Below are 24,749 nucleotides of genomic sequence, written 5' to 3'. Positions count from 1 at the left end.
CCTCCGACCTTGCATCGGGGTGGGAACGCTGGCATCGTTCAGGGTGGAACGAGATCCGCGCCATGAACGAACTGCTCCAAGCGTGGCGGTCGGTTGACCGCGACAAAATCGCCCTGCTTCTCAGCGTGATCCCCGGTGCGGGACACCTCTACAAACACCACTACGTCGCCGGCTTCGGGATCATGCTCGGGGCGACACCCCTGATGCTGTTCGCCGCCCTCCTGCTCGGGCTCGCGACTTTCGGGATGTCGGTGATCGTGCTCCCGATGGTCTACATGTTCGCGATCGCCGCCGCGGCCCATGAACTGCCGGACTGGCACGGCCACCACCACTGGCTCCACCCGTGGCGGGCGAAGATTCCGGTCGACCCTCCGGTTTCCTGACCCTTACTCGACGATCACCAAGCTGTTCGAAACGTCGTTGCCGAATCGCTCGAACTCGTCCATCTGCCAAACGACCTTCCTGGTTTTCGGATCGACCTCGACCAGCTGAGGCTGTCCCGGTCCCGCGTGGCAGTTGCCGATCACGTAGTTGCCGTTCGAGAGGACCTGAAGGGTCGTCACCCACGCGAGCGTGATGCCTTCGAGATCGCTCTGTTCGAGCTTCCAGACGATTTCCTTCCCGGGTGTCACCTCCAGCACCGAGTGCCCGTTGCCGGTGCTCACCAGGGTGTTCCCGTTCTTGAGGCGAAGCGCGCAGAATGCCTGGTTTCCAAATGCCTCAGGTCCGTGTCCTCCCTTCGGCTCCCGGCCGAAAAGCGGAACCGGAAACTCCCACACCACCTTGCCGTCGGAACCATACTCGCGGACGACACCGTCACCCTCGTGGCACACGAGGTAGTTGCCGTTCTCCAGCTTCCGCGCGAGGCGGGTGTCCCGATGCGGATGCGGTCGGTCGAGCTTCAGCTTCACTTCCTTCAGAAGCTTCCCGTCACGGTCGATCTCGATGATCCTGCCGGGACCGCTTTCGGCGACCATCATCTTGCCATAGCCCAGCGGCTGGAACGCGTGGACCTCGATCTTCTTCCCACCGTTGCCATTGTTACTGGACGCATCGTAGCTCCAGACCACCTCTTTCGTTTCCGGGTCGATCTCGCATACCTCCCGCATCTTCCGCTGGACGAAGACCTGCCCGTCCGGGCCGCGGTGGATGTCGTGGATCATTCCCCACGGCATCTCCCACTTGATCTCGCCATCGCTCCAGAGCACCAGCCGCCCCTTCCCGTGAAGAAGGACGTCCCTCGCGTGGCAGGGAACAAGCAGAAGAGCGAAGGCGGCGAGCAGAAGGGCTTTCATAGGTGTCATACAGATACCTCGCAAACAGGCCGGGTGTTTCCACGGACTCCGTCGAAACGGCCGGGTTGGCAAAGAAGAACCCGCGGAACCTCGGGCTCCGCGGGTCTCGAATTCTGGGCAAATGCCGGTTACGGTTGGCGGGTTACGGAGTTTCCTCCGCTCTGGCCCTGAGGAATCCCTTATCCGGCAGGCCGCTGGAGCCATCGAGGCTGAAGCTCCGGTATTCCCAACCGGCATTCGGGGTCGGAGCCCCGGCTGGCGGAATGGCCACGCTCTCGACGTTCACGGTTTCCGTGAAGGACGAAAGGTCGAGGCTGCCCTCGATGCTGTAGTCGACTCCATCCGCGCTTCCGGTCGCGGGAGCACCGCCCGTGAACACCACCGTGGAGCGAACCGCCACGGTCAGAATGAGGTCCGGATCGGTGTCCGGATTGTCATCACCGTCGGCGATCACCAGGAACACCTTGCCATTGTTTGCTCCATCGGTCGGGTCACCGTCGAAGCCATACTCGCCGATGTTGTCGATCCCGTCGCCATCAGGATCGGCTCCGGGCAGCTTGTCGGCCGGCGAGGCAAGGACTCCCGGATTGGCGAAAACGGTATTCTCGATCCAGTCCTCGAAGGGCGACAGGGCGCCGGTGACCACCAGTTCGATATCACTCCCGGTCACCTGCAAGGTGGCGGTCGCGCCACCGATCGGTCCGGACAGGTTTCCACCGTCGAGCGAACCCGAAAGGGAGCCGCTGCTGATCAGCGTGTAGGTGCCGTTCTCGAGTCCGCCGAGATCCGTGAACACGAAGTCCGAAAAGCCCAGCAGACCGCTACCGATGGTCGTGGTTCCGGTCACCGTGATCTGGTCGCTCGCGCCGATCGCATCCAGTTCGAAGTCGAGCGTTCCCGCTCCGCCGGCGAGCGCGGAAATGTCGAGGTTACCCGTGATATCGAAGCTGCCGACCGAGGCGCCCGGCTCCAACGAGGCTCCGGCAGCCACCGTCACATCCGAAGTCACCGAGCCGGTGCCACCGAGGGCTCCGTCGCTGACCACGGTCGGCCCGGTGTAGGTGTTGGCGCCGTTGAGGAACCACGTGCCGCTGCCGGTCTTGGTGATCCCGCCCGCCCCGAAGTAGGCCTTGTCGATCTGCCCCGTGCCGCTGCCGGTTAGCAACAGGTTGGGATTTCCGTTCAACACCAGCGCGGTTCCCACCTCAAGCACCCAGCGGTTCGCTCCGTTCGCCTCCAGTGTCGCTCCGCCGGCATTGATCGTGAACCCCCGGTCATAGGCGCAGTCGCCGACGCCGTTCATCCGGATCGTGCCGTTGTCGATGACGATGGCATTGGCGTTGTTGCGCAGGCCACCGAGCGAGGTCTGGGTGGCGTTGCCTTCGTAGTACTGCCAGTCGTCCAGTTCGAGCACGGCACCTGAGTCCACCGTGATGACCGAGGCGCCATCGTAGCCGTCGAACGACAGGGAACCGGTGCCGATGGCGGCGAGCGTTCCTCCGCTGACCCGGATCGGCCCCGTGCCGGTCTTGCGGCCGGTAAGCTCCATCCTGCCGGCTCCGGTCTTCACGAAACCGCGGTTCTCGTTGACGTTCGCCGAAAGCAGGAAGTCGGTTGCCGCCGCGCCGTCCTCGACATCGATCGGAAGCTGATTGCCCGGATTGTTTTCACGGATCGTGATCGCTCCACCTATTTCCGAGGTGGTCGCGCTCGCGAGCACGTTGATCTCCGATCCGGTTCCTCCGCCCGGGCCACCGAACGAAAAGCGCCCGTCCGGCGCGCTCGAAAGCATCGCGCTGCCGCGCATGTTCAGGACGTAGTTCCAACCGTTGTCCTGGGCGCCCAGGTTGTCGACGAATGCGCCGTCGAACAGGTTGAGTTCGTTGACCTTTTGTCCACCGGTGTAGCCCATCGCATTGTTCACATCGAGCCGGAGCACACTGCTCGAAGGACTGCCGTCGCCGGTCACCGTCACGACGCCCCGGACTGCACCGGTACCGCCGCCCGTTCCCAGAGCGAGCGTGCCGTCATTGACCGCCACACCGCCGGTGAACGTGTTCTGCGTGTTGTTGAGCTCGACGATTCCGTCGCCGTTTTTCGTCAGGCTGCCGGCTCCGCCGATCGACTGGCCGGTGAAGGTGTAGTCGTTGCCGGCGGTGTTGTTGAAGACGATGCCGCCGGGAAGGATCGGGTCATTCTCAAGGTCATCGATGGTGATCGCTCCGGCACCGGTGTCCCCGAAGGTCACCGTGTCGAAGTTGAAGTAGAATCCCGGCGCGGTCGTCCAGTTGTTGTCGAGGCCACCCACTTCCCAGAAGGCGCTCGTGGCACCGGTCCACTCGGTCGCCAAAGGCAGCAGCGTGACTTCCAGCGTGCCAGCGTTGTCCGCCCAACTGCCCGGGCGGAGGAAGTCGTTGTCGAGCCGCAGGTTGACCCCTGCGGTGCCGGTGAGCGTCGAGTTGTAGGTGATCACCGGGAACGGACCCGTTCCTGTGAGGGTCGAGAAGCGCACGAGGTTGTCCGTGCCGGTGAGGGTCAGCACATCCACCGTCAGGTCACTGCTGGCCGGATTGACGAAGAGCGTCGGAGTCCCGGTGGTCGAGTCCATCGTCAGGCCGGCGACGGTCTCAACGTTACCACTGTAGTCGAACGTGCCATCGGTCATCACCACGGTCGATGCAGGCGGCAGGTTGGCGATCGGCGCGCCACTGTCGTTGCCGAGCCGAAGAGTTCCACCTTCCACGGTCCAATCATCCGACTGCGTGGCCACATCTCCGTCGACCTGCAGCAGCCCTTCCTCGACTGTTGTCGAACCGGTGTAGGTCACCGGCTCGGCGCTCTGGAATTGCAAGGTGCCCGCACCCGACTTGATGAGGCTGCCGTCTCCCACGATCGTCGACAGCGCCGTGTTTACCGTGCCCGCGTTGACGGTCACCGTGCTCGTCGTACCGGTGACAAGGGTGATCGGATTCCCGGCCGGCCAGATCGCCATGCTTTCGTTGAACTCGAGCGTGCCACCGGCCAGTTCGAAGTCGGTCTCGGTGTCGTTGTCGGCATTGCCCGCGAGGTAGGCGAAGGTGCCGCCCGCATTCACACGGACGCTCGCATTGCGCAGCGCGCCGTCATCGGTCCCCAGCTCAACCCGGCCGCCGTTGATCGTGATCAGGCCGGTGTAGGGCATATCTTCATCCGGAGGAGTCAGGGTAAGGACTCCGGTCCCCGACTTCGTCAGAGCAGCGTCGCCGGAGAACTCTCCGACGATCTCGTAGTCGCCCGTCGAGTTGTTGACCGTGATCGCCGACGGCACCGGTGTGCCGGTGATGTTGACCACGCCTGCGAAACCACCGCTCACGGTGTCGTCAAAGATCACCGCATCGCCGTTGTAGAAGCGCTCGGGATTGATTCCGTCGGTCCAGTTGACGCTGGAATTGATGTCCCAGTCCGGCGTGGTTCCGACGAAGGTCAGCGTCTTGCCGCTGAGCGAGACTTCGATCGTCATCGCGTTGTCGCTGAAGACCGGAAGCCGGTAGGAGCCGGCATTCGCCATCACGAAGTTGTTCGACACGCCATCACCGCCATCGTCGATGGTCCCGGTGTAGTCGAAGAGGGCGAAGGGTGTGAAGGTGTCGGGCAACGAAACGAAGTCGACGGTGGTGGTTCCGTTCAGGACCACATCGGCCGCGGAGAATCCGGAGCCTCCATCCGGGTCTCGGATCAGCGTGGCGCCGCCGGTCGTGCCGAAAGTCAGGGTGCCATTGACCGTGCCGGATCCCGAAAGGGTGCCGGAGTCGCCCACATAGAGGTCCGCGCCGAAAGTCGAATCGCTCACCAAGGTGCCGTTCGCGACATAGAACTCACCCGTGAAGGTGCTCGCGTCACCGGTGAAGGAGAGCGTGCCGTTCGCCGTGGCGTTGGCCTCGTAGTTGAATTCGAGATTGCCCGATCCGAGCAGATCCCCCGAGAGAGTGGCGGCGGCTCCGTTGTAGCAAACCACCCGGGCACCTGCCGCGGCGATCGTGATGTCACCCGCAACCTCGGTGCCGGTGTTGAAGCGAAGTGCGCCAAGATCTCCGGCTCCTTCCGTCCAACCTTGGCCCTCAAGCGTGAAGTTGTTGGCGAAGGCGCCTGCCGTACTGACCAGAAACGCCTGACCGGACGGCTGCACCGTCACGTCGCCCGTGCCGAAAGCCTGCAACGAGTCGGCCTGCGCACGACCCGAAACGATCGTTGTGCCTCCCGTGTAGGTATTGGCGCCACTCAGGCTGAGCGAACCCGCTGGATCTACCGCGACGGCGCCATCCCCCGAAATCACGCCAGCCACATTTCCGGGGCCCGGTGCGAACACGGAACCGGCGGCCAGAGAGAGATCACTGTCGAGATCCGGCTCGGCGAGGAGCAGCACGGACGTGCCTTGGACTTCGATCGAGGTGCCTGCCGCTCCGACCACGAGATCGATTTCGACGGTCTGGGCCGCATCGGTGCCGGTCACCCGAAGGCGCCGCTCGCCCACCAAACCGATGTCCTCAGCGTAAGCCCCGTCATTCAGGACCACGGTCGAGCCGACATGCGCGGCGAAGAGTGCCTCGCTGATCGTGGCGAACGCGTCGGTCCCGAAGGTCGCCGGCTGAGCACCAGTTGTTCCGGCGTCGGCATCGGCGATCGGATCGCCGGACGCGAGACCTGCCCAAGCGCCATCCACATAGAAAACCGCGTCGGCATCCACCACGCTGACCGTCAGGGTATTCGAGGTGTCGGTGCCGCCGTAGCCGATCGTGAATCCGACCGGATCGAGAACGGGTGCTCCGGCGACCGCGATCGCACCATTGGGATCGTAGGTGTAGCTGCCGTCCGCGTTGATGGTCACCTCGGCTCCCGAGGCGAGCGTCACCGGATTTCCGACGTTGGCCGCCGACCCCTCAACCTCGGTCACGGTGACCGTGTCGGTCAGGTGGTCGAAGTCCGCCTGCAGGTTCGCCACCCGCATTTCCATCAGCGTGAAGTTGTTGGTGGTGGCGGGGGTGCCGTCCGAGTCGTTGCCCGTGATCCGGATCTTCGCGATGCTCGATCCGTCGGTCACTCCAGCAGCCGTCGAGGTCACCCGCAGGTGGGGAGTGCCCCCGTCCGGGATCGCGGCACCGAGAACCTCTCCCAAGACCACGTCCGACGCATCCAGGAAGGCGATGTCGACATCGTTGTCGCGATCCTGGTTGGCGTTTCGACCGTAAAGATCGACGGCGATCTGATTCGATGCGCCGTCGAGAATCGGGCTGCCCAAAACGTAGAGCAGGGTCGCAGGTCCGTTGCCACTGTTGTTGTGGAACCCGTCCGGTCCGTTGAAACCGGTGTCCGGCATCGGATTGGTCGGAGTCACGGGATTGTAGAGAAACCCGTCGTTCAGCGTGCCGGCCGGGTTCGTCGCCGAAGGCACGTCCGATCCGTAGGCCGCGGCCCCGGCGGTGACAGTTGGCGGATTGTCCACCGCCACTTCGGACTCGGAGACTCCGAAGATGGTCACGTCATCCACGCCGCCGAAGCCCCAGCCGCCGTGGTAGTAGTCGATGTAGTCGAGGACATAGGTATCCGCCGGATTCGCCGCTTCAATCGCCGCCAGCGCCTGCCAATTGAAGGTTTGGGTCTCGTACGCGGCATTGTTGCCGGAGCGTCGGGCCCACGCGACGTAGGCGTCATCGGAAAGACGCCGCAGTGCCAGACCCTGGAAGCCTCCATTGCCGCTTGCGGCGGGAATCGACGCGAGATCGGCGGCCGGCGCCGCAGCGGCTCCTGCGCCGCCCGCGAGGCCGAAGCGGATCACGATCGGGGACGACAGATCGAACGAAGGGGACGTGAGCACCAATGTCGGGTGCGAAGAGTCCTGATTGCCGGAGCCGTTCGCGAAGCCTCCGGTGGCCCGTCCGCCGGCGAAGGCGTTGTTGTTGAAGACCTGCCTCGATGGGAAGCTGGTGCCGACGGTGTCGGTCCAGTTCTGCAGCAGCGTTCCTTCGTCGAATCCGGGATTGTCGAAGGAATACTGGGCGACGGTTTCGACATCGGTGAGCACGTTGCCGCTCACGGCGGGTCCGGCTTCACTGACGGTGGCAGTGCGCGATTCAGCGGAGGGCGCCTGGGCAAAGGACGCGGTGCTAAGGCCCAGCCCGAGGAGGGCGAGTCGATGGGGTTTCATGGGTTAGGGCAGTGTGGATACTCCCGCAATCAAGCGGGGCGGACATGGGGTTCACAGTCCTGCGGGCGTCTGGGTTCATCGACACCCGTAACGCTTACCAAACAGTCGGAATCCTCCCACTTCAAGACGTTTGCTGCAGATGACGAGGATTACGGGCACTCTGGAGCGGCGACCCATTTCCGCCACAATCCGCTAGCCCGCATTCTACCCTCCCCCAACACCCGCGAGGCGCTTGGCCATCCGCGGAAAGAGGATCCAGTGGGCCGGCAGGACGGAGAACCAGTAGAGTCGGCCGAGCAGTCCCTGCGGTCGGAAAGTCGCGGTCTGTTCCAGCGCTCCACCCCGGATCGCGAACTCCAACCACGCTTCACCGGGAAGCTTCATCTCCGCGTAGAGGATCAGACGCCCGGCCTTCCGATCGGCCAAAACGACCCGCCAGAAGTCGAGCGCGTCACCGGGTCTCAGTTCGGTGGGATGCCGGCGGCCACGGCGGGTGCCGATCCCCCCGAACAGCCGGTCGATGGCACCGCGGACGTCCCACGCCCAGTTCATCGACGGCCACCCTTTCTCGCCACCGAGCGACCAAACCGCATCGATGACTTCGTCCTGCGGGGCCTGCAATGGAGCCCGCTGGCGGTCGGTGAAAACCCCGTGCTCCGGCACCTTGATCGCATCGATGAACCGCGGATCCATCGATCCCGCCGCCAGCGAGTCGATCCAGCTCGACGGCACCCGGTTCTGGGCGATGCGGGACAAGGCGCGCTCGACGGCGACGCGGTAGCTCGAGAGTTCGAGAGGCAGTATTTCCCGCAGCCGGCTTTCGCGGCAGACCGTTTCGTGCTTCATCGAATCGACCAGTGCCTGAGCCAGGGTGAACCGGGTCGAGGTCATCAGGTACAGCCACCAAGACGACAGCCGGGGGCTGAGGAAGGGCACCGGCACGAACCATCTCTTCAGCCCGCGCACCTCGGCGTAGCCGGCGAGCAGGTCGCGGTACCGGAGCACCTCCGGGCCTCCGATGTCATAGACCTCGTCCTCGGTCTCCGGGATTTCCAGCACGCCGCGCAGGTAGGAAATCACGTCACGGATCGCGATCGGCTGGCAGCGTGTGTTGACCCATCGCGGACAGACCATCACCGGCAGTTTCTCGGCGAGATCGCGGACGATCTCGAAGGACGCCGAACCCGAGCCGACGATGATCGACGCCCTCAGCACCGTCAGCGCCGCCTTTCCGCTGCGCAGGACGTCCTCGACGTGCCGCCGCGACTCGAGATGCTTCGACAACGGGCCGGACTCGTCGACCAAGCCACTCAGGTAGATCACCCGCCGACAATCCCCAGTGTCGAGCCAGCGGGTGAAGTGACGGGCAACCGCCTCCTCCCGTTCGGCGAAATCTCCTCCGCCGCCCATCGAGTGGACGAGGTAGTAGGCCGCATCGAGATCTTCCGGCAGACTCGGCAGCGAATCCGGGTCGAGCAGATCGCCCTCGATCACCTTGAGCCGGTCGGTATCGAACTCCTCGGCGGGAAACCGCCGCCGGTCGCGAACCAGCGCCGTCACCGTGTGCCCGGCTTCAAGCAAAGTCGGCAGCAGCCGCAGCCCGATGTAGCCGTTGGCGCCGGTCAGCAGAAGGTTCACCGCGCAGAGTCGGCGGCATCCCGAGCCTGTCCAGCGATCATCCCCGGCCAAGGTAGGGACAAGCGCCCTCGCTTGTCCGCCGAACCGCCACCTCACTCCCGGTTTCCGTCATGACCCGCGGCTGATCGGGGGCGGTCAGCCCTCCCCTGCCGTTAGTCCCTCGGAAGAAAATCCTAAAGGAGGAACTACAAACCCCCGTGGCCCGCGACCGGGGTTTGTAGTTCCCCGTTTACGGGGTCTCCATGCACATCCCAAGCGAACTCGTAGGCCATCGGCTCCGCCTCACGTCACGTACCCGTTTCCAAAAATGTCCCGGCGCCTTTCGATTCACCGCCAAGGCGCTGAGGACGCCAAGCTGGATCGATACGCTCTCCTTTGCGGCCTTGGCGTCTTTGCGGTTCCATCCATCGCCTTCGGAAAAGTCAGCTCATTCGCCAGAGCTCGCCTCAGAACCGATCATAGCTCACCACCTCGGAGTCGGGCAGGCGCTCACCGCGTGGCCACGCCGGCTTGGTTTGCTTTCCGACCGCGATCATGAAGCTGAGCACGTAGTCGGACGGCAGGTTGACCAGCTTGGCCACCGCTTCGGGATCGTAGCCGACCATCGGGCAGGACTCGTAGCCCATCCCCTTGGCCGCGATCATCAGGGTCATCCCGGCCAGAGCGCTCGAGCGCACGGCCTCGTCCCGGATCAGCTGTTCCTTGCCCTCGTAAAACGGCTGGATCGCCGGGCCGAGGATGTCCTGAACCTCCTGCGGCGCGTGCGACCAGTATTTCGCCGGGTCGGCGAGGTGGGCATTGAGGTCCGCACACATCAGGAAAAGCACCGAGGCATCGGTGACCTGCGCCTGATCCCATGCCACCGCGCGGAGCTGCTTCCGCAGTTCCGGATCGCGAACGACCAGAAGGCGGTAGTTCTGCATGTTGAAGGAGGAAGGCGCGAGCTTGGTGAGCTCGATCAGCTTCGCCAGGTCCTCCTCCGACATCACATGCTCGGGATCGTAGTGTTTGACGGAGCGGCGGCTTTCGATGGTTTCGATGGCATTCATGTGGGTAAGCGATTTCGTTGGAAGGGAGCTCAGGACCGCAGCCGCGCAAGCTCGGCTTCGAGCTCGGCGATCCGGTCGGTGAGGGGCTGCGTCACTCCGGCAAGCTCCTCGCGGGTGAATCGGGGCGTGATGAATTTCGGGCAGTTCCAGTCGAGCCCGATGACTTCGATGCGGAACAACCGCTCGGTCTGACCGAGCAGCTCCGGCGGCACCCGGGCTTGTGGCCCGGGCACCGCCGATTGGGAATTCGCCGGAACTCCGAACGTCAGGCACTCAGGGCGGCGGCAATCCGCTCCTTCGGCTGGACGCCCTGCAAGCGCTCGACCACCTCGCCGCCGCGAAAGACAAGCAGCGTCGGGATGCTGCGGATGTTGTAGCGGACGGCCAGATCGCGGGCCTCATCGACATTGACCTTGGCCACGACCGCCTGATCGGCGGTCTCTTCGGCCACTTGGTCGATCACCGGACCCAGTTGCAGGCAGGGACCGCACCACGGGGCCCAGAAGTCCACCAGCACCGGAGCGGCGCTGCCGGAAACCACATCGTCAAAACTCGCGGAGGTCAGTTCTCTCGTCTTCATCGTTGTTGTGGGGTCAACCCGCTGATCGCGGGATTCAACGATACGGATGTATCCCCTTGACATACGGTGTCATTTGAGTAGTATCCGCGCATGAGACCGAAAGCCGGTGAGCGCAAAAAGGAACAGTCGATGACGATCCGCGAGTTCTTCGCCCAGTTCCCGGACGATGAGTCCTGCTTGCAGCACATTTTCGAGTGCAAGTTCGGCCAAGGTCACACCTGCCCGAAGTGCGAGCGCGAGGCCAAGTGGTATCGGATCAAGGCGGAACGCGCCTACTCCTGCCAGTTCTGCGGCCACCACCTGCACCCGACCGTGGACACCCCGTTTCACCGGACCCGGACTCCGCTGCAACTCTGGTTCTTCGCCATCTACCTGTTCACCACGACTCGCAACGGAGTTTCGGCCAAGGAGCTGCAACGCCAGCTCGGAGTCACCTACAAGACCGCATGGCGCATGGGTCACGAGATTCGCAAGCACATGGCTTGGGTGGACGGCGACCCGACGCTTGCCGGGACTGTGGAAGTGGATGAGACCTACGTCGGCGGCAAGACCACCAGCGCCAAACGCTGGGACAACAAGGGCGTGGTTTTCGGGATGCTCCAGCGGGACGGCAAGGTTGTTGCCCGCGTCGTTCCGTTTGCCAGCAAGGGCAGGATTCTCCCGCTTCTCAAGGACGGCATCGCCAAAGGATCAACAATCTACTCGGACGAAAGCCATGTTTACACCGACCTTGAGCGATTCGGCTACACTCGCGACACCGTGAACCACTCCAAGAAGGAATACGTGGACGGCCCGTGCCACACAAACGGCATCGAGTCGTTCTGGTCCCACTTGAAAAAGGGTCTGACCAGCACCCACGTGGCTGTTTCAGAGACTCACCTTGAGAAATACGTCAAGGAGTTCGAATGCCGGTTCAATTTCCGGCAGAATCCGAAGGAGATGTTTCCGGCTCTGGTTTCTTCGTTCCTTCGCCCCGAGCCATCGCCTCAACCGTCCGCTTGAGGCGGGAGGCGTCGCCCTTGGGTTCATCCGCTTCACGATCGCGGATGAATTCCTCAAGCTTCCCGTGTTTCCTAGCGCTGCGAAGGTCCATTGATCTGAATCTACCCTAGATTTAGACCGAAGTCAGCCGGGTCAATCTCAAGCGCCGTGCATACCACTCGGATCACGTCGGGCATCAGCATTTCCTCTGGCTCACCAACCAGCGGGAACTGCATGATTTTCTCAGTCCCATCAACGGAGCGCTCCCAAAATACGTGGATCTCTCCAGACCCTAGATCTACAATCCTCTCCCGAACTCCGTAATCCGAGAAGAGCCGGTCTATGAAGTTGCCCCGGCGTATTGCGGGAGCCATCGGATATGCGGCCACTTCAGGCGATGGCAAAGGTTGCGCGGCCACCGAGATTTTGGAGGTCCACGCCGGTTGCAGCACGCCGCCCGATGGGCCTGCTTGACGCCTGCGTTGGAACCCGTCCCGTCAACTCTGCCAGAATCTCCGCGGGAGGAGCAGGGAGGTCAGCGAACGGCGTCCGTCCCATTGAAATGGCGAGGGCAATGTGACCTTCGACGGCCGTAACAAACCTAGACTGGCACTCATCGAGGGATGATCCCTGGACGCAGATGTCGTACTCGTGGCACTGAGCCACGAAGCAGAAATAACCGTCCGATCCGCGAGGCATCACGGAGACGGTCAGGGAGTTTTCTACAAAGTTTTTTTGTGAGTCCATGTGGTGTGTGTGGTGGTTACAGTAGCCTATCTGTCAATATGTTGTTGATTTGTTCGAAAGAACGGTGTTCATGCGGTGCCATTGTCCTCCTTGTGTTCAACAACCTCTGCCTTGATGTTTTTCAGGCGGTTCTCTCGTTGTTTCTTATACCCACGGCTCACCCAAAAGCTTCCGCCTGCGGCGAGTCCAAATAAGACCATGAAGAAAAATCTCACTCCGGTGAAACTCCACTCGCTGACGGTGTCCCAAACGCACCCGATCGAGAGGAATATGAACCCAGTTCCCAGAGAGGCCCAGAGGGTGAAGTTGGAATTGGACTCATCCAATGCGGATAATTCGTGTTCCTGAATGGGGTAAGTCTTCACCTTCCGATAGCAGTGAATCGCCTCGTAATAGCTTGTTCGCGGCGGCGGAGCCGAAATACCGCCGCGCTTAGGCGTAATCTTTCCGCTATGCGATTCTGGTTCGATTTCAGGCAATGGGCCCTCCTTTCGCTGCGATCTTTTCCCCTGCAAAAGTGGTGTCTGCTCCGGGAGGGAGCACTCCAGCGTCGATCCCATTGAAATTGAGAATCTGAGCGCATTTTGTGCACTGGATGGTCAAAAGTGGATAGAAGACGTAACCGCCGCCATGCCGGGACTCGTTGAGAGTTCGCATCTCGTTGATGTATGGGCACAGCTCCCAATTCGTGTTCCCGCAGGAAGGACAGCCTTTCTCGGGTAGGAATAGCGGCTTGCAGGTCTCTTCGAACCACGCCATCGCTTTCTCCCGTTGCTCTGGGGTAAGCTCCGCTCCAACTCGTGGAATTTCGTTTGGCATCACTGCTCAGGATGCGCAGCCAATTGCGGCATGCAAGCACCAGCAGAGGCGGGTAGACATATTCTATCATTGGTCAAAAATATTATAGTAACGCCTAAATCAGACAAGTCTGTCCTTTTTGCCGTATGCGAAGGGGATACATCCGCAACGATAAGAGAACAGACAAGTCGGTCTATTCCGTGGAATTCGAATTATTTCCAGCCGCCCAAGTTCAGCGCCGCCCGCTTCGCCTTCTTCACCGGCCATGTTTCGCGGAGATTCGTCGCCTCGGTGATCGCCCCGCTGTAGAGCAGAAACCAGGCGTCGCCGAGGTGTTTGGCCGCCTTGTGGGAGGGTTCGTGCTGGGCCGCCAAACCCCGCCAGAACTCCCGGCTTTGTTTGCGCTGCAGCGCCACCAACTCGCGAAGTTCCCCGCCGGCTTCGGTCATCGCCGCCGTGGTGCAGAACGGACAACCCGGGTAATCCTCCTCGGTCAGCCAGCGCTGCAGGGCATCGAACCGGTCTTCGAGCCGCTCCCGCACCGTCCTCGGATCCTCGAGCAGCCTGCGCTGGGTCCGCTCCGAATCCTCCGCCTCGGTCCGCAACCACTCGGCGCACAGCGCCTCCTTGCTGGGGAAGTGCTGATAGAAGGTGGCCTTGGCGATCTCGGCCTTGGCGATGATCTCGTTGATCCCGACGCATTCGTAGCCCCGCTCGCCGAACAGGCGGCCGGCCGTAGCCACAAGGCGGTCCCGTGCCTTACTCATACCCAAACCTGCAGACAGCACGGTCTGTTTGACAAGCCGAAGCCGCCCATCATCGGGATTTCGCGATGTTGGCTCCCGGATTATCGATGTGCACTCCCGCCGCCAATTCCCCATGCTCCGTGCCGAATGAAGGAAAACGAGCACGTCACTCTGCCGGATGGTCGCAAACTCGGATTCGCCGAATACGGCGACCCGCAGGGAATCCCCGTGCTGTTCTTCCATGGCTGGCCCAGCAGCCGCTTCCAAGCCGCTTACCTCGATCACGACGCCTCCAAGCGTGGAATCCGGCTGCTTGCGCCCGACCGACCGGGCGTCGGCCTCTCCGACCCCATGCCCGACCGGCGGTTCGGGGACTGGCCGAAGGACGTCGGCCAATTCGCCGACTCGCTCGGAATCGACCGGTTTCGGATCTTCGGAGTCTCCGGGGGCGGACCCTACACCCTCGCGACCTGTGAAAAGCTCGGCGACCGGGTGATCCGGGCCGCCGTGATCTGCGGCGCTCCGCCGCTCGCGGACAAGGCCGACCGCAGCCACATGCATTGGGCTTACCGAACGCTCTCGGGGCTGAAATCGCTGCGACGCGCCTCGCTACCGGTTCTCCTGCCCTTCAGCCGCTGGATGATCGACCGCGGCGTCGACCACGCACCGATGTCATGGATGCTCAAGAGCATCCCGGAGGCCGACCGCGAGGCGATCCACAGCGCCGGGGGCTGGGACATGGTGATCCGGAGCTACCTCGAGGCCATCCGCAACGGCCCTGGACCGACACTGGACGACGGCGAGCTCTACCTCGCGCCATGGGACTTCGAACCGGAGCGGATCCACGTTCCTGTGCACTTCTGGCACGGCATGGCCGACGCCAACCTGCCCTGCGATGTAGCCAAAAGGCTCGCCGCTCGGGTGCCGAAGGCGGAAGGCACGTGGCTTGAGGGCGAAGGCCACTACTCCCTCCCGGTCCGGCATTCCTGCGAAGCGCTGGATTGGCTGAAGGGTTCGGGCCAAGAAAACGCACATGCGGGCGTTTCGAACATGACCGGATCCTCCGCCTCATGAAGAGCCTCTGTCTCGTCCTTCTCGTCGCCGCTGCCGCCGCGCTGGCGGTGACGCTGCCCGACCGGGACGAACGGCTGAAAGCGGTCGGATCGCTGGACCGGCACACCCCGGCGGAGCGGCGCGCGTTCACGGACGCGGGAGAGTTCGAGGCAAAGAAGGCGCCGCAGCCGGCCGACTGGCTGGCCAGCCACCCCGAGCCGGGACAATCGCTCGGGCAATACCTCGACTCGAAACCGAACTTCCCCGACGACACCCGCAAGATCCTCTATGTCCTCCCGCTCGGCGAATTCGAGGAAGGGAAGGCGCCGTCGCTGGAGGCGTTGAAAGACTACACCGCCGCGTATTTCCAGCCACTCGAGGTCCGGATGCTCAAGCCGGTCGCCGAAGCCGACATCAAGGTGACGTCCCGCATCAACCCCGGTTCGGGCAAGAAACAGTGGAACTCGCAAGAGATGCTCAAGGGGCTCGCCGCGCGCTTGCCTGCCGACGCCTACGCGATGCTCGCCGTGACCATGACCGACCTCTACCCCGACGAGTCGTGGAACTTTGTCTTCGGCCAGGCATCGATCCGCAACCGTGTCGGGATCTTCAGCTTCGCCCGCTATCATCCGTCGTGGACCGGGCGTGAGGCGGATGAACATACGGAGACTCTCGTACTTCGTCGCGCCGCGAAGGTGCTGACCCACGAGATGGGCCACATGTTCGGCATCCGCCACTGCATCCACTACGAGTGCAACATGAACGGGGCCAACCACCTCCAGGAGGCCGACTCGACACCGATGCATCTTTGCCCGGTGTGCCTGCGGAAGCTATGGTATGCGGCCAAGTTCGATCCGGCGAAGCGCTACGGGGCGCTCGGGGATTTTTACACCGAACACGGACTGGAAGAGGAATCGGAGTGGGTTGAAAAGCGGCTCGAGTCGATTCAGGAAGCCCGCTGATCCGACAGCAGCTTGCGCCTTGGCATCGGCCATCCCGCCCGTCATGCTTGCGGATGCCATGAATCCCCCGCTCCTGGCTCTGGCCGCAACTCTCATCGGGATCCTGCTCGCCTCCTGTGGCTCCACGACCCAACGCCCGCCGCCGGCGGGCATGGCGGTGATCGACGTCACGCCCGATCTCGAAAAGCGCGACCGCCTCGACCGGCTGCGCGTCGTTTCGGTCAACGGGCAGCAGTCGCGCGGCACGCGGCAGGTGCTGAACCCGGGCGTCAATACCGTGCGGGTCGGGTTCAAATGGCCCCAAGGCGGCAACCAGGAGGCGGACCTCGCGTTCTTCGCCACCGAGGGGACGATTTATGCGGTCCACTATGAGGTGCATCCACCCTTCGTGAACCGGATGAATCAGTCGGTTCCGGCGGACCGGTATGTCGCGACCACCTTGGATGTCGCCTCCGAAATGGGCGAAGGGGCCTTCCTCGCCGTCCCGCCGCTCCTCGCCTTCGGCTCGGCGGCCGTCGCCCACCGGATCGGCAACACGGTTGCCGAGGAATCCAAACCGGCGGACTACATCGACCTGATCGTCACCGCGTCCCACTCGCGCGAGGGAATCGTCCGGCGGGTCCGGACCTATCCCGACGGGCGCGTCGACCCCAAGCCATGGGCCCGCTACGCCCAGATGAGGCATCCGAGGTGACCGGATCATGCCACGCACCGGTCATTCCCGGGCTTGCAACTTGTCTTCCCGGGGAGACGTTCGCCCACCGTGATCCGCGCTTTTTTCGCTCTACTCCTCCCGCTTGCCGCGTTCGCCGATGACTTCGCCGACTCGCCGGAGTTCGTCCACGCGATGGGCATCGAAACGCGGAAGCTCGACGGCTTCCCGGTAGTTTTCCACTACGGCCGGATCCGGCCCGACTTCGAGGACCGCTCGGAGAATCCGTTCCGCAGCCGGCTTGATCTGGATGGTCCTTGGGAGTTCCGGTTCGACCCGGAGAACGAGGGCCTTGATGCCGCGTCCGGCTGGACCCGCGTGACGGTGCCACACTGCTGGGACACGATGCCGGGCGGCCGCTTCTGGGACTGGTCGGACCACAGCGTGAAGAACCCGCCGTTCTATGACGGCGCCGCATGGTACATGAGGAAGTTCGACTTCGAACCGAGCGAGGACAAGCGGCACCGGCTTGAGTTCCTCGGAGTGCCACACCGGGTTCGCATCTTTCTCAACGGCGAGCTGCTGGCGCTTCACGAGGGAGGCGGCCAGCCGTTCGAGATCGATGCCACCGGAAAGCTCGCCAAAGGAGCCAACACGCTGGCAGTGCAGGTGATCCGCTTGCCGAACTATCGCAAGAAGACCGACGGCGACGGCTTCGACGAGATCGAATACGTCCACACCCGCCACCCGAAGGCGCCGGACAACTGGCCCTACGCCGGCATTCCCCGCTCGGTGTCGCTGGTCACCGAGAACCCTCTGACCATCCGCAAGACGCAGGTAAGGACGATGAAGGGCAAGCTTGAGGCGGTTGTCTGCATCAGCAACCACGGCACCACCCCCAGCAAAGGAACGGTCCGCGTCGCCTCGGACGCGATCGAGCCGTGCGAGCCACTCCCGTTCAATCTCGAGCCGGGTGCCCATGCGGCGATCCGCTTCCAGGCGTCGCTGAAGCCCGATGCCGCCCGCTGGCAGCCGGGCAACCCGAAGCTTCACCGGTTGGTGTCGACCTTGGAGACCGGCGGCAAACCCGGCGACCGCCTTCAGACCGAATTCGGAATCCGTCACTTCGAGATCCGCGGTGACCGCTTTTATCTGAACGGCAAACCGATCTTCCTGAAGGGATCGGCTTTCTACGAGGAACACCGTGGACGGGGCAACGCCCTGACGAAAGGAGATCACGAGGAGTTCTTCCGCATGCTCGGTGAGGCGGACGCGAATTTCGCCCGCCTGCATGTCGCCCAGCGGCATCCGTGGACCTACCAACTCGCCGACCGGAATGGGGTGATGCTGTGCGGCGAGTGGGGTGGATTCTGGTACAAGGAAAAGTCGATGGACGCCCAGACCAAGGATCCGCAGTCCGTCTTCCAATCGCTCGGCCGCTGCGCGCTGTGGGACCTGATGAACCATCCATCCGTGGTGATCTGGGGCATTCACAACGAATGCCACCAGTTCTGCCCCGAGTACGAACCGTTCGTCAAAATGGGCCACGATCTGGTCGATGCACACGACTGGCACCTGCGGCCGGTCACGTGGGCGGCCTGGCACCCGCACATGGGCGAGCCCCATTTCGAACACGCCGATGCCGTCGGCTTCAACGAATACCGCGGCGCGATGGACCCCTTCGAGAACCTCGATCCCGATCTCAAGCGGGTCACCGAAGAGAATCCCGGCAAGCCGTTGATCATCCTTGAAAACGGCGGTTGGTCGAAGCGCGGCGACCGCGGCCCGAAGGACCGCAAGGGCTCCGAGGACTGGCAGGCCGACCTACTGCGACGGCAGCACGAGGTGCTGACCGGACACATCCCGCCCCTGTCCGGCTACACCTACTGGCTCCTCGTCGACTACCGGTCGCGCAAGACCTACACCGGGAACGAAAACTCCGACGGTTGGTCGCGGATGGGACTCTACGACGAATTCGGCAAACCGAAGATGGTCCGGGATGTTTTCCGGGATCTACGATGGCGACCGTAGTTCCGGATCCGGCTTCGGCGGCGTTACGCCGTCGGCGCGCTCGATGAGGTGTCGGAACCGGTGGTAGAGGTAACCGACGCCGAGCAGCACCGCGGCGATCGCGAAGAACGCGTAGATCCGGTAGAGCGGATCCTCGATGTCGATCAGGAACATCCGCACCATCGACAACCCGAGGCCGAGCAGCCCGGTCAGACGATAGGGCTTGAGTCCGGCAACTAGGCCGATCCCGAACAGCACGATTGCGGTCGCACCCCAGCACACCGTGGTCAGCGAATCGACGCCCACGGTCGGAGAGGCAAAGGCGATGAAGGCCAGACCAAGCGCAGCCAAGCCATGGACCCAAACCCGCGAGCGTTCCGGCTTGGTCGCCTTGAGGGTAAGGATCACGCCATGCGCCGCGATCAGCACGGACACCGTAATCACCGACACCAAGGTGGCGTCCTCCGGACCGGCGATGACGCCCGCGATCCGGGCCAGCGACGCGACCATCGCCACCACCAGCGGCACGATGGACCAAGCCCGGCAGCCCGGCAGCTTGCCGAACCAGCCGAGCCCGGCCATCGCCACCGACACACCCGCCAGTGACACCAGGTGCCAAGGTTCCGGAAGCATCCGGAAGCCGACCACCGACAACACCCCGGCGGCCAGACAGGCAAACCCGCCAGCCACACGGCGACCGACCACCGGCTGGCTTTCGATCATGCGACGGTAGGCCAACCACAGCCAGCCACCGACGGCGACCGCCACGATCCACCACACCCAGCGCATGTCCTCCACGGCTCCCTCCATCACCCAAACGCGGCCAAAGTGGAGCAGCCCCAGCGCCCACGGCAGAGCCGAGACGAAGGGCAGCGAGCGGAACGGCAGGCGATTCGAAAAACCCACCATGAGGACGGCCAGCAATGCGTCAGCGAGGAACACCTGCGGCATGGGAAGCATGGTCCGCAGGAGCCAGTGCACCGAGACCACGGCGAGCACCTGAAGCACGGCATCGAAGCCGATCATCAGCCCGAGGCGAATCTTCTGCCGCGAGAGAACCCACGAGGTCGCGATGGAAATGCCAACGATGACGAGGGTCGAAACGACATGGAGGCTCGAGCCACCGGAGTTCTCGAACTCGTAAAGATAGACGCCGAAGCCCATGAGTAGCGGAAGACCTCCCGCCAGAGCCGGAACCGCACTTCGCGTCAGCCAGGCCGAGGCGAAGACGAGAGCCGCCGCGACCGTGAGCACGATCGGCAGTTGGTCGGCGTCGGGCATGAGTTCGATTCCAGCCCCGATCAGGATCAGGCCGGACACCGCTCCCAGAGCCCAGCGCATCGCCTGCGAGCTCACCGGATTCCCGGAGAGATGATCCACCGCGAACCCGACGGACTGGCGAATGCCCACGAAGCCTGCGGCCGCCGCGACGAGCAGGACGCAGAGCCCGCAGATCCATGGCGATGCATCGCCGGTGTGACGGATCAACAGGATCGCCAGCATCCACAATCCGGCACCCGACAGACCGACCCGCACCGCGTTCCCGAAGTGCCACTTCCGATCCCAGAAGCGCAGGGCCAGCTCCGCTCCCCCGAACGCCAGCAGGATCAGCCACAACCCGGTGAGCGTATCGTTCCATCCCGCCGATCCGGAGGGCTGAAGGTAGAGACCGAAGGCATAGCCGAGAGCGATCAGCCCGGCCAGGAGCGGAGGGAAGCTCCGACCCACTGCCAGAGGCGCTGCCACCATCAGGGCACCAACCGACGTCAGCACCGCTGCGGCAGGACCGCTACCCGGGTCCACCAACGGGATCACCAACAAGCCAGCTAACCCACCAGCGATCATGCGCAGGATCGCGCCGACTCCCGCTTCAATCGGTTCCTCGGCCGCAGGATCGGGTTCAGGCGAGTCCGACCACCGCGCGTGGAGGGCAAGGGTCAGCGTGAGAACGGTCAGCGACACGAACCCGACGACGTGGCGGATGCTGAAGAAGGCCCACTCACCCTCGACCGGCCGCATCACGTCGTGGGCGATGACCGTCAGAGTTCCGGCAAACAAGGCAGCCAGTCCGACTTCCACCCAGAGCAGCCGCGAGCGCCTCCACGCCCAGACGAGCGCCACCGTCTGGCCCGAAAGCGACAGCCACCGGGTGGGACCGTCGAACTTCGCCACGAAATACAGGGCCAGCAGACCCATGGCCTTGAGGAAAAAGGTCTCGGTGATCGCGATCGGGTGGCGGCGCCATCCGCGCAACGCCGCGAAGGCTCCGGTGAGTCCCGCGAAGGTGAGGTAGAAAATCGGCATCTGGCCGTCTTCGACCGACGACGGATAGGAAAGCCGGATCGCCAGCCATCCGACAGCCACCGCAAGCGAAGTGTTGGCCAAGGCGAGGTAGCGCCTCCAGCGCCCCTTCCCCTGATGCCCATCTTCGGAGGCGTGGCGTCCCTGATCGATGAACGAGGCGAGCTCGAGCACGACGGCCAGCAGAACCACGCTGCCCAACTCAAGCGCGTAGCCCGGCCCACCGCCCCGTGGCCAATCGAAGACTCCGAGAACGAAAAACCCGAACCAAGCCCCGGCCATGCCGATTGTGTGAGGCCAAAGCCAGCTGCGGAGCACCAACAATGCACCCCCTCCCGCCGCGAGACAGAGCAGACCGAGCATCACGAAGTGATCGAGGTCGTGGTAGTGCGAGAACAGGCACGCGATGAGCCCCAACAGGACCGCCATCGACGCGATCGCCTCATCCTTTTTCCACCAACTCCACGCAACCACGACGACCACCGCCGCGGCTTGGACGAGGAAGCCGGTGCCGGGGTTGTCGATCACCTTGGTCGCCTCGATCCCATACGCCGCGAGTGCTGTGAAGTAGCCCAAGGCGAGACCGCCGGCGGAGATCAGCCGGCCGAACACGGTCAGCTTCCGCTCCAGCCAGACGCCGAGCAGCGTGACGCCGGTGGCGATCGCGCCAAGCGTGGCAAGGCGAACCCACGGCGGCGTGTTCTCGGCGATCCGGACCCCGAAGAACACCGCGCCGATGATCAGGACGATCAGGCCGAGGCGCGACAACCACCATGCACCGATCGCGGCTTCGGCATTCTCGCCCGAGGGAGGCCAGAGTTTGATCTTCTCGAGAATCGGCTGCAGTTCGAAGGCTGGCTGCGGCTCGCGCGCCGGGAACTTCGGCGGGGCGGCAGGCACCGGTTCGGGCGGTGCCGGCGTGCTGGCGGCCGGAACGGGCTTGGCGGCGGGAGGCGGCGGCGGGGTAGGCTCGGGTTTTGTCTCGGTTGCAGGCGCGAAGGCGGGCATCGGCGGCGGAGTCGCGGCCGGCTTGGGAGGCGCTTCCGGCTGGGGTTCCGGGACGGTCGGCGGCTTCTCGGCCGCTTCCCGTTTCGCGCGCTCCATCGCGCTCTCGGGCTGCGGCGCCGGTAGCTCAACCGGTTTGACGCTCATCTGCTGCGAGCGCAGCGCCGTCAGTTCGTTTTCAAGCGCCCGGATCCGCTCCGACGACCGGCGGGTGTGGACCCAGATCCAGATGCCCAGACCGAGGATGGCGAGGAATTCGAAAGCGTTCATGGGAGGCTACGGCATGTGCCGATTCCGGCAGCGTAGCAAAATGCATCGCCATTCGGGTCATCCAAATTCTCTCACCAATCATCGATGGGATCGATGTCGTGAGCGGAAACCTGGCCGCCAACTCCCGGGTCCAGAAGCGACTCAGGATGCCGGCACACTCTACCTTCGGGCGCGGGAGCGCGCCGCTCGCCGGTCCCTCAGTGCGGCTTGATCCGCGCCACGAGGTATTCCGGATCGTCCTCGGCGACCTCGATTTCGATCAGCGCGCTGGCGCGGTCGAGCATCCGGCGGCAGTCCGGCGAAAGGTGGCGCAGTTTGAGGTTCTTGCCGGCTTTCCGGTAACGCTCGGTAAGGGCGTTGATCGCCTCGATGCCCGACAGGTCGCAGACCCGGGCGCGGGCGAAATCGATCACGATGTTCGGCACATCGGAGCGCGCTTGGAAGTGGTCGGCGAAGTCGCGCACCGAACCGAAGTAGAGCAAGCCGTCGAGCGAGTAGATCTTCTCGTCCTCCGTCTCGTGCTCGACCTGCACGTTGACGTGCCGGCTGCTTTCCCAAGCGAAAACGAGCGCCGAAAGGATCACGCCGACAAACACCGCGAGGGCGAGATTGTGCATGAACACGGTCACCAGCGTGACCGCCAGAATGACGAAAATCTCGGAAACCGGAACCTTGCCGAAAGTCCGCAGCGACGACCATTCGAAGGTCCCGATCACCACCATGAACATCACCCCGACCAGTGCCGCGATCGGGATCTGCACGATCACCGGTCCGGCGAAGAGAATGAACAGGCCCAACGCCACCGCAGCGACAATGCCGGAGGTGCGACCGCGGCCACCCGAGCGGATGTTGATGAGCGACTGTCCGATCATCGCGCAGCCACCCATGCCGCCGAACAGGCCGGAGAGCACGTTGGCCGCACCCTGGGCAGCGCACTCGCGGTTGCCTTGGCCGCGCGTTTCGGTGATCTCGTCGATGAGCTGCATGGTCATCAGCGACTCGATCAGACCGACTAGCGCGATGGTCAGTGCGATCGGAAGGATGGACTGGAAGAACGGCCAATCCCAAGTGAGTCCCGCGAAGTTGGCGGGCACCGGGAAAGCGTTGCTCAGGGTGCCGTCACCGCCGCCGTCCTTGAGCACGTCGGCAATGGTCCGCGCATCAAAGACTCCGAAGTAGCCGAGCGTGCCAATCAGAAGGATCGCCGCCAGCGCCGACGGGATGGCCTTGGTATATTTGGGGAGGAAATGGATGATCGCCATCGCGCCGATCACCAGTCCGACCATCAGGGCGAGTTCCGGAATGGGAAGCCACTCCATGATCCGCGTGCCGTCCTCCTTCACTTCGGCGAGCTTCTTGAAGAACCCGAGCTGGCCCAGACCGATCACGATCGCGAGTCCATTGACGAAACCGATCATCACCGGGTGCGGCACCAGACGGATGAAGCGTCCGAGTTTCAAGGCACCGGCGAGCAGCTGGATCACGCCGGCGAGAACCAGCGTCACGAAGAGATACTTGAGCCCCATTTCCTCGCCACCCGCCGCCTCGCCGAGGTCGACCGCCTTGGCCGCGACGATCGCGATGGCACCGGTCGCACCCGAGATCATCCCGGGCCGGCCACCGAGGGTCGAGGTGATGAATCCGACGAACACCGCCGACCAGAGGCCGATGATCGGATTGACTCCGGCAAGGAACGAAAAGGCGATTGCCTCCGGCACCAGCGCGAGCGCGACGGTCAGACCGGAAAGCGTGTCGTCTTTCCAGTTGCCGTTCTTTTTTCGGAAAAGGTCGGAGAACATCGGGCCGCGCGCATAGGCCCGACAGCGTGAAAGGGCAACCCTCAAGCGCCCGATTCCCGCCGGAGCGGGCGATTTCCGCCACCGAACCCGCGCCTCATCGGCACTTCACCACCCAAGTGCGGGTGATCGAGTCGTGCCAGCCGCGCTGCTCGCTGCCGAAGAAGGAGAACGGCTCGAAGGGAATGAAGCGGCACACCGTGCGGGCCAGCGCCCGGAGGAAGCTCGGCTTGGCGCCGTTCTCGTCGATCACCTTGGTGCCGGTGATCAGCTTGCCCAGCGTGCGGCCGAAAATCGACTCGCAGGCGGCGTAGTAGAGAAAGGTCGAGCCCAGCGCGAGGACCAGCTCCATGCCGGTGCCGAAGTCCTCCTCGATCTCCGACCCGGACGCCACGAGCGCGAAGCCGTAAGCGAAGCTGATCACGAAAACGACCACCATCGAAGCGATCCGGTCGATGATCAGATTCGCGAACCGGAGCCCGAGCGAAGCCGTTTCGGGGATGGCCGCTGCGGACGATTCGATAACGACGGGTGATGCTTCCACCGTGGTGGGAGCTGCGTAGGGGTTCTCGGTAGGATCTTGCACGACGGTTCCCGATCTATCGGTTTTCGTGCGGAGCGCAAGAACGTGGAATGGGAGCGCGTGAAAAACCGATACCAACACAACCCGCACGCCTGGCCCGTC

The 24,749-nt window shown here is 63.6% G+C and carries 17 protein-coding genes; 6 read left to right on the top strand and 11 right to left on the bottom strand.

The window, feature by feature from the left end; translation table 11 throughout:
- Positions 1–62 precede the first annotated feature (62 nt).
- Entirely contained in the window at positions 63–383 is a 321-nt protein-coding gene (locus HAHE_RS10335) for a hypothetical protein (protein ID WP_338690771.1), read from the top strand.
- Positions 384–386: 3 nt separating this feature from the next.
- Here HAHE_RS10335 and HAHE_RS10330 read toward each other — a convergent pair whose 3' ends face one another.
- The 6 genes from HAHE_RS10330 to trxA form a co-directional block, all read right to left on the bottom strand.
- On the bottom strand, positions 387–1,295 hold the full coding sequence (locus HAHE_RS10330) for a PQQ-binding-like beta-propeller repeat protein (protein WP_338690769.1): 909 nt from the start codon (positions 1,293–1,295) through the stop codon (positions 387–389).
- 142 nt (positions 1,296–1,437) lie between these two features.
- On the bottom strand, positions 1,438–7,476 hold the full coding sequence (locus HAHE_RS10325) for a beta strand repeat-containing protein (protein WP_338690767.1): 6,039 nt from the start codon (positions 7,474–7,476) through the stop codon (positions 1,438–1,440).
- A gap of 204 nt (positions 7,477–7,680) precedes the next feature.
- A complete protein-coding gene (locus HAHE_RS10320) occupies positions 7,681–9,114 on the bottom strand; it encodes an SDR family oxidoreductase (RefSeq protein WP_338690765.1) in 1,434 nt (477 codons plus the stop codon).
- Positions 9,115–9,560: 446 nt separating this feature from the next.
- Positions 9,561–10,163 (bottom strand): nitroreductase family protein, encoded by a 603-nt coding sequence (locus HAHE_RS10315; protein WP_338690763.1) that lies wholly within the window; start codon positions 10,161–10,163, stop codon positions 9,561–9,563.
- 29 nt (positions 10,164–10,192) lie between these two features.
- Positions 10,193–10,396, bottom strand: coding sequence for a hypothetical protein (locus tag HAHE_RS10310; RefSeq protein WP_338690761.1), 204 nt, complete (start codon positions 10,394–10,396; stop codon positions 10,193–10,195).
- 32 nt (positions 10,397–10,428) lie between these two features.
- On the bottom strand, positions 10,429–10,743 hold the full coding sequence (trxA, locus tag HAHE_RS10305) for a thioredoxin (RefSeq protein ID WP_338690759.1): 315 nt from the start codon (positions 10,741–10,743) through the stop codon (positions 10,429–10,431).
- Between the two features lie 129 nt (positions 10,744–10,872).
- On the opposite strand from trxA, the gene HAHE_RS10300 reads away from it, so the two are divergent.
- The gene (locus tag HAHE_RS10300) at positions 10,873–11,745 is read left to right on the top strand and encodes an IS1595 family transposase (RefSeq protein ID WP_338690817.1); all 873 of its coding nucleotides are present in this window, start codon (positions 10,873–10,875) and stop codon (positions 11,743–11,745) included.
- Positions 11,746–12,539: 794 nt separating this feature from the next.
- Here the strand turns inward: HAHE_RS10300 and HAHE_RS10295 are convergent.
- Entirely contained in the window at positions 12,540–13,031 is a 492-nt protein-coding gene (locus HAHE_RS10295; RefSeq protein WP_338690757.1) for a hypothetical protein, read from the bottom strand.
- 450 nt (positions 13,032–13,481) lie between these two features.
- Entirely contained in the window at positions 13,482–14,036 is a 555-nt protein-coding gene (locus HAHE_RS10290; RefSeq protein ID WP_338690755.1) for a TetR/AcrR family transcriptional regulator, read from the bottom strand.
- A 126-nt stretch (positions 14,037–14,162) separates the two neighbouring features.
- Here HAHE_RS10290 and HAHE_RS10285 point away from each other — a divergent pair, with 126 nt between their 5' ends.
- From HAHE_RS10285 to HAHE_RS10270, 4 genes are all read left to right on the top strand, one after another.
- A complete protein-coding gene (locus tag HAHE_RS10285; RefSeq protein WP_338690753.1) occupies positions 14,163–15,089 on the top strand; it encodes an alpha/beta hydrolase in 927 nt (308 codons plus the stop codon).
- Positions 15,086–16,030 carry an archaemetzincin gene (locus HAHE_RS10280; protein WP_338690751.1) on the top strand — a complete coding sequence of 315 codons (945 nt, stop codon included), beginning with the start codon at positions 15,086–15,088 and terminating at the stop codon, positions 16,028–16,030. Before HAHE_RS10285 ends, HAHE_RS10280 begins: the two co-directional genes overlap by 4 nt.
- Before the next feature lie 58 nt (positions 16,031–16,088).
- Positions 16,089–16,724 (top strand): hypothetical protein, encoded by a 636-nt coding sequence (locus HAHE_RS10275; protein WP_338690748.1) that lies wholly within the window; start codon positions 16,089–16,091, stop codon positions 16,722–16,724.
- 69 nt (positions 16,725–16,793) lie between these two features.
- Entirely contained in the window at positions 16,794–18,713 is a 1,920-nt protein-coding gene (locus tag HAHE_RS10270; protein ID WP_338690746.1) for a glycoside hydrolase family 2 protein, read from the top strand.
- Here the strand turns inward: HAHE_RS10270 and HAHE_RS10265 are convergent.
- The 3 genes from HAHE_RS10265 to HAHE_RS10255 all read right to left on the bottom strand — a co-directional run bounded on the left by HAHE_RS10265 (position 18,696) and on the right by HAHE_RS10255 (position 24,608).
- A complete protein-coding gene (locus HAHE_RS10265; protein WP_338690744.1) occupies positions 18,696–22,268 on the bottom strand; it encodes a DUF2339 domain-containing protein in 3,573 nt (1,190 codons plus the stop codon). The two genes, HAHE_RS10270 and HAHE_RS10265, sit on opposite strands and share 18 nt — an antisense overlap.
- 197 nt (positions 22,269–22,465) lie before the next feature.
- A complete protein-coding gene (locus tag HAHE_RS10260; protein WP_338690742.1) occupies positions 22,466–24,067 on the bottom strand; it encodes a SulP family inorganic anion transporter in 1,602 nt (533 codons plus the stop codon).
- A 94-nt stretch (positions 24,068–24,161) separates the two neighbouring features.
- A complete protein-coding gene (locus HAHE_RS10255) occupies positions 24,162–24,608 on the bottom strand; it encodes an RDD family protein (protein WP_338690740.1) in 447 nt (148 codons plus the stop codon).
- Positions 24,609–24,749: the final 141 nt, after the last annotated feature.

It is taken from the genome of Haloferula helveola (genome assembly GCF_037076345.1).
GTDB classification, from domain to species: domain Bacteria; phylum Verrucomicrobiota; class Verrucomicrobiia; order Verrucomicrobiales; family Akkermansiaceae; genus Haloferula; species Haloferula helveola.
Note: the sequence above shows the minus strand (reverse complement) of the source record. Positions and strands in the feature narration are given on the sequence as shown.

Coding starts and splice junctions, on each gene's coding strand:
- HAHE_RS10335 (WP_338690771.1), top strand. CDS start 63: ATGAACGAACTGCTCCAAGCGTGGCGGTCGGTTGACCGCGACAAAATC.
- HAHE_RS10330 (WP_338690769.1), bottom strand. CDS start 1,295: ATGAAAGCCCTTCTGCTCGCCGCCTTCGCTCTTCTGCTTGTTCCCTGC.
- HAHE_RS10325 (WP_338690767.1), bottom strand. CDS start 7,476: ATGAAACCCCATCGACTCGCCCTCCTCGGGCTGGGCCTTAGCACCGCG.
- HAHE_RS10315 (WP_338690763.1), bottom strand. CDS start 10,163: ATGAATGCCATCGAAACCATCGAAAGCCGCCGCTCCGTCAAACACTAC.
- trxA (WP_338690759.1), bottom strand. CDS start 10,743: ATGAAGACGAGAGAACTGACCTCCGCGAGTTTTGACGATGTGGTTTCC.
- HAHE_RS10300 (WP_338690817.1), top strand. CDS start 10,873: ATGACGATCCGCGAGTTCTTCGCCCAGTTCCCGGACGATGAGTCCTGC.
- HAHE_RS10295 (WP_338690757.1), bottom strand. CDS start 13,031: ATGGGATCGACGCTGGAGTGCTCCCTCCCGGAGCAGACACCACTTTTG.
- HAHE_RS10290 (WP_338690755.1), bottom strand. CDS start 14,036: ATGAGTAAGGCACGGGACCGCCTTGTGGCTACGGCCGGCCGCCTGTTC.
- HAHE_RS10285 (WP_338690753.1), top strand. CDS start 14,163: ATGAAGGAAAACGAGCACGTCACTCTGCCGGATGGTCGCAAACTCGGA.
- HAHE_RS10280 (WP_338690751.1), top strand. CDS start 15,086: ATGAAGAGCCTCTGTCTCGTCCTTCTCGTCGCCGCTGCCGCCGCGCTG.
- HAHE_RS10275 (WP_338690748.1), top strand. CDS start 16,089: ATGAATCCCCCGCTCCTGGCTCTGGCCGCAACTCTCATCGGGATCCTG.
- HAHE_RS10265 (WP_338690744.1), bottom strand. CDS start 22,268: ATGAACGCTTTCGAATTCCTCGCCATCCTCGGTCTGGGCATCTGGATC.
- HAHE_RS10260 (WP_338690742.1), bottom strand. CDS start 24,067: ATGTTCTCCGACCTTTTCCGAAAAAAGAACGGCAACTGGAAAGACGAC.